Source organism: Rhodococcus sp. BS-15 (genome assembly GCF_000813105.1).
GTDB lineage: Bacteria > Actinomycetota > Actinomycetes > Mycobacteriales > Mycobacteriaceae > Rhodococcoides.
The window spans coordinates 1-4,453 of record NZ_BAOX01000356.1; the positions used below are offsets into that span (position 1 = coordinate 1).

Sequence of the window (4,453 nt, forward strand, 5' to 3'; positions counted from 1 at the left end):
GCCGTGCGCACGGCTCGGGTCCCCATGGACACCCCAAGCAGCACAGTCACGGTGTTCGGCCTCACTTCGATCGGCAAAAGTCTTCGGACGCGGTTCAGCTCGTCCAGAGCGCCAGGCTACCGGCTCGGCCGAATCGGCGGGGAGCGCGCCCCGAGGTGGACGCACCCGGGCGTGAGGGAACCGGTCCCGCTCCCTAGCCGGCCCGCGCGAACCGGACCTCCGGTCTATTCCGGCAGTTCCGAATCGACGACCGGTTGGTACAACTCGCCGTCGTAGCTGAACGCACGCTCGTACAGGTCTGCGTCGGACAATCGAACGGGCCCCAGGACGGGCAACTCGGCGGGACCCGGAACGGCCGCGTCGGCCGGACCCGCGGCGGCAGAAAGCGCCGCGGCGAACGTGGAATCGAAGGGAACCTGCTGGTCGATCAGCGGAGTGGGTGGCGGCGTGTTTCCCCGGGTGAACACCAGTCCCACCACGGCAACGACCAGCAGACTCACGGCAGCGAGCACGGAAGCATCACGAATCGACCAGGTGCGCGGGCCGCGGCGGACCGGCTCGGCGACGACGCCGGGCTCGGGTACCTGAGGCTCGAGGACCGCGGGTTCGAGCACCTCGGGTTCGAGCACCTCGGGCTGCAGCAGCGCGGGTTCGACGAGGTCGGTCTCGAAGGTGGTCGACGGGATCGTCAGATCCTCGGTCGCGAGTTGGTCGACGGTCAGGTCGTCGACCATCCAGTCCTCGACGGTGTCGAGGCCGGTTGCCTCCGGTGCATCGAGTGTGTCGGGAGCGGCGAGTATCTCGGGTGCATCGAGCAGTTCCGACGCGTCGTCCGGGACGGTGATGATTCCCACATCGAGGTCGAGGGCGGCTTCGGTGGGTCTCTCGTCGAGTGCAGCGCCTTTGGCGATGGCCATCGCAGGTGCATCGGGCACGTGGACGGGAACGTTCCACTTGTCTTCGATGATGGTGCGTACTGCGGGAATGCCTGCACCGCCGCCGATCAGCAGTACTGCATCGGGCGCCTGCTTGGAGGCCCAGTCCAAAGCATCGGAGACGAGCGGGGTGATCTCTCGCTCGAATTCCTTTCGGCTGAGCAACATCGGGCCGCGGTTGGGTGCCCTGACGCCCACCGACGAGCTCACCAGCTCCTTGAGCTCACGGAAGAAGGCCTGATACTCCTGATCGCCCTCGGGTCCGACCGGAGCCGGCAGAATCCCCTTCGCCATGACGATGCCTCGGACCACTTCGTCGAAGCGGTCGCCGCTGATGTCGACGGTGCGTGCGGTCCACTCGACGTACTCGCCCGCAACATCGAGTGCAGTGGCCGAGAGGCCCTTCTTGCCGAGGTCCACGACCAGGACGTAGTCCTTGTCGGCCAGTTCCGGAACGGTGCGGGCGTAGGCGAGCAGGGCGCGGGACTCCTCCACCATGCGAGCCTTCGGCACGGTGCCGTCGCCGAGGGTCTCCAGCAGCGCCGTCACCGCTGCGGTGTCCCATCCGGCGAGAACTATGTCCTCGAAGGGCCCGAGGTCGACGAGCTTGCCGGGCAGCAGGTCGTGTGCGCCCTCTGCGTCGATGGAGTCCTCGACGCGGCGGCCGTCGGCGATGTACGCGATGCGCACGGCACCGGTACCCACTGACACCCCGCAGACTCCACCCATCGACCAGACAGTCCTTCGCAGATTGTGTTTCGACGCCCGATCCGGCGCTCGTACGAGCCCCCGCTCCACTCGAAGTGTACGGCGGTCGAGATGCCCGATGCGGGCATCCCGGTAACGCTACTAAACAATCTACGATATTGTTTAAGAGGGTCTGGGGAGACTTTGGGTCGAAAAGGCGCACAGCCAGCCGACCCTGAGTCGACGACGAGGCCGTCCGGTCTCGTGGTTAACGCGATCGGTGGAGGTTTCGATGCAGACGCTCAATGCTCACGACGTGGTTCGAGTGCGAACCGTTCTGGAGAAATTCGGAAAGCTGCCGGTCCCCGTGGAGGGCATCGACGAAGCTGCCGATCTCTACGACAGCGGCCTCACCTCGCACGCCAGCGTCAACGTGATGATCGCGCTCGAGGACGAGTTCGACGTCGAATTCCCCGACACCATGCTGCAGAAGTCGACCTTCGGCAGCATCAACGCGATCGCCGCGGCCATCGCCCAGCTGACGGACTGAGGCCATGACCACCGTCTACGAGAGCTCGATCGACCAGTCGATCACCGACGTGCTGGCCGTACTGCGGACCTACGCCGACGAGGTCGACCGCGATGCCCGTTTTCCCACCGAATCGGTGGATGCGCTGCGCGACGCCGGCCTGCTCGGGGTCGGAATTCCGCGGGAGTTCGGCGGAGGCGGGGCAACACTGACCGACATAGCCCGGATCTCGCGTGCCCTCGGTGCCGAGTGCGCATCGACGGCGATGATCTTCGTGATGCACCAGTCGCAGGTGCTCAGCATCGTCCGCCACGGCAAGTCCGACGCCATGGCAGACCTGCAGCGTCGCATCGTGACCGATCGCATACTGGTGGCGTCCGCCACCACCGAGATCAACATCGGCGGCGACGTCCGCTCGAGCAGTTGCGCGGTGGAGTACGACGGCGAGCAGATCACGCTCAGCAAGAACGCACCGGTCATCTCCTACGGCGAGTACGCACAGATCGTGTTGGCGACGGCGCGGCGCAGCGTCGACAGCCCGCCGAGCGATCAGGTGCTCGTGGTGTGCGAGAAGCCCGACGTGACGCTCGTCAAGACCGGAACCTGGGACACCCTCGGCTTCCGTGGCACCTGCAGCCCGGGCTTCATGCTGGACGCGCGCACGACGACGTCGAACATCCTGGGCGACAACTACGGCGACATCTCCGCTCAGACCATGCTTCCGGTGGCGCACGTGCTGTGGGGATCTGCGTGGCTCGGCATCGCCGACGCGGCGGTCACCAAGGCCCGCAAGTCGGTACAGAAGGCCGCACGCAAGACTCCGGGAACGCCGCCGCCGAGCGCGCTGCGTCTCGCGGAGCTGATGGTGGTGCACGAGCAGTTGGTGGACACGGTGTTCGGTGCCGCAGCCAAGTTCGAGGCGGTCGCCGACAGCCCCGCCGAGCTCGGAGCCATCGGTTCGCGCTCAAGATCAACAACGTCAAGGTCACCGCGTCGACGCTCGTCATCGACATCGTCGGCAGGGCACTGCAGATCTGTGGCATCTCCGGCTACCGACAGGGCGGCGAGATGAGCATCGGCCGTCATCTTCGTGATGCGCACGGGTCCGCGATCATGGTCAGCAACGAACGCATCCTGGGGCACAACGCCCAGCTCTCCCTCGTCTACAAGGGCAAGTGATGACTACTACGCACTCCGCACCGGAGACAGAGATCAGCGAACTCGATTCCGCCCGAGCAGCATTCCGCGCCGAGCTCATCGACGCCGGTCTGCTGGTACCCAGCTCTATTCCCGGATTGTACGGGCGCAGTGGCGAATTCGAGGACATCATCGAGTTCGTCGACGCCCGAGTCACCGAGGCCGGGGTTGCCGAACACGGTCGTCAGGCCACCAGGTTCCGATTCGCTCCGGTCTTCCCCCGGGAAGCGTTCGAGCGCACCGACTACATCGCGTCGTTCCCCAACCTCACCGGTGCCATCAACACGTTCGAGGGCGACAACAAAGAACACGCGGCATTGTTGGCCGAGCGCTCCGACGGTAAGGACTGGGATCACTTCCTCCAGTCCGCGGGCACCATGCTGGTCTCGGCTGCCTGCCATCCGTCCTACTCGATGCTCACCGGCACGCTGCCCGAAGAGGGCACGCTGATGGACATCTACGGCTACTGCTTCCGGCACGAGCCCGCGGTGGATCCGGCTCGGATGCAGGCATTTCGGATGCACGAGTTCGTTCGAGTGGGCACCCCCGACGATGCGATCGCGCACCGCGAACGCTGGGTACCGCGCGGCCTGCAGGTACTGGCAGATCTGGGACTGGAAGCCGAGGCGGTCATAGCCAACGACCCCTTCTTCGGTCGCGCCGGACGCATGCTCGCGGCGAACCAGCGCAACGAGAACCTCAAGACCGAACTGGTCGTCAAGCTCTACGGAGATCTCGACGAGGGCACCGCGGTCGTCTCGTGCAACTGCCACCGTGATCACTTCGGGCACACCTTCGGCATCGAGACCGTCGACGGCGAACCCGCCCACAGCGCATGCGTCGGTTTCGGCATGGAACGCATCGCACTGGCGATGCTCCGCACCCACGGTCTCGATCGATCGAGCTGGCCTGCCGCACTGCGCAACTGATCGATACCGCTTCACCCGCGTGTACACGAAGGACCAAATCTGTGAACAGTTCCCGCACCGCTCCCCGGCGCATCGGCTCAGTTCCCGCCGAGTCCTCTTCGCGTACGGCGGGCGGCAAGTACCCGACGTGGTTCGGCCCGTCCGACGCGCCGCTGTTCGGCACCGTCCATGTGCCG

General features: G+C 65.7%; 4 protein-coding genes. 3 read left to right on the forward strand and 1 reads right to left on the reverse strand.

Going from position 1 to position 4,453, the window contains the following annotated elements:
* Positions 1 to 224 precede the first annotated feature (224 nt).
* Positions 225 to 1,646 (reverse strand): hypothetical protein, encoded by a 1,422-nt coding sequence (locus RHBS_RS24820; RefSeq protein WP_128646739.1) that lies wholly within the window; start codon positions 1,644 to 1,646, stop codon positions 225 to 227.
* A gap of 268 nt (positions 1,647 to 1,914) precedes the next feature.
* On the opposite strand from RHBS_RS24820, the gene RHBS_RS24825 reads away from it, so the two are divergent.
* From RHBS_RS24825 to RHBS_RS24835, 3 genes are all read left to right on the forward strand, one after another.
* Entirely contained in the window at positions 1,915 to 2,172 is a 258-nt protein-coding gene (locus tag RHBS_RS24825) for an acyl carrier protein (RefSeq protein WP_032396368.1), read from the forward strand.
* A gap of 4 nt (positions 2,173 to 2,176) precedes the next feature.
* The gene (locus RHBS_RS24830; RefSeq protein ID WP_237669666.1) at positions 2,177 to 3,223 is read left to right on the forward strand and encodes an acyl-CoA dehydrogenase family protein; all 1,047 of its coding nucleotides are present in this window, start codon (positions 2,177 to 2,179) and stop codon (positions 3,221 to 3,223) included.
* Between the two features lie 106 nt (positions 3,224 to 3,329).
* The gene (locus RHBS_RS24835; protein WP_128646741.1) at positions 3,330 to 4,277 is read left to right on the forward strand and encodes an amino acid--[acyl-carrier-protein] ligase; all 948 of its coding nucleotides are present in this window, start codon (positions 3,330 to 3,332) and stop codon (positions 4,275 to 4,277) included.
* Positions 4,278 to 4,453 lie beyond the last annotated feature (176 nt).